This is a genomic window from Massilia brevitalea (genome assembly GCF_030711405.1).
Lineage (GTDB): Bacteria > Pseudomonadota > Gammaproteobacteria > Burkholderiales > Burkholderiaceae_D > Telluria > Telluria brevitalea.
In genome coordinates, this window is the sequence record NZ_JAULSI010000129.1 from 1 (window position 1) to 508 (window position 508).

Annotated in this window: 1 protein-coding gene; it reads left to right on the top strand. The window is 59.1% G+C overall.

Annotated features, from left to right (window positions below; translation table 11 throughout):
* Nucleotides 1–19: 19 nt before the first annotated feature.
* Nucleotides 20–508: transposase family protein (locus tag QWL29_RS26585; protein ID WP_502572783.1), on the top strand; the 489-nt coding region annotated here is incomplete at its 3' end.

The following is a 508-nucleotide window of genomic DNA, read 5'->3' on the forward strand; positions in this document are numbered from 1 at the left end:
ACCAGGAGCAGTTGGCAGCATGAGTTCACGCATTCACCCGCAAGCCCGTACCACCCCGAAGATCCGGCAGGAGATCAAGGATTCTGGCCTGTCTGATCGCGAGGCAGCGAAGGTCTTCGGCATCACCCGCGCCACTGCCGCCAAGTGGCTCAAACGGGACGATGTACAGGACCGCTCGCACCGTGCCCACACGCTGCATACAACTCTAAGCACAGCGCAGGAAGCCATCGTTTTGGCACTGCGCCAGTCACTCTATCTTCCTCTTGACGACCTGCTGTTCGTCACGCGGCAGCACATCAACCCCGACGTATCCCGCTCAGGCATCGCACGCCTGCTCAAGCGTGAAGGCATGTCGCGCCTGCAAGACGTGATCCCGAAGGCAGAAGGCGAAACCATCACGCCCAAGAAGACCTTCAAGGACTACGAGCCAGGCTTCATCCATATCGACATCAAGTACTTGCCTCAGATGCCGGACGAGACCTCACGTCGCTACTTGTTCGTCGCCATC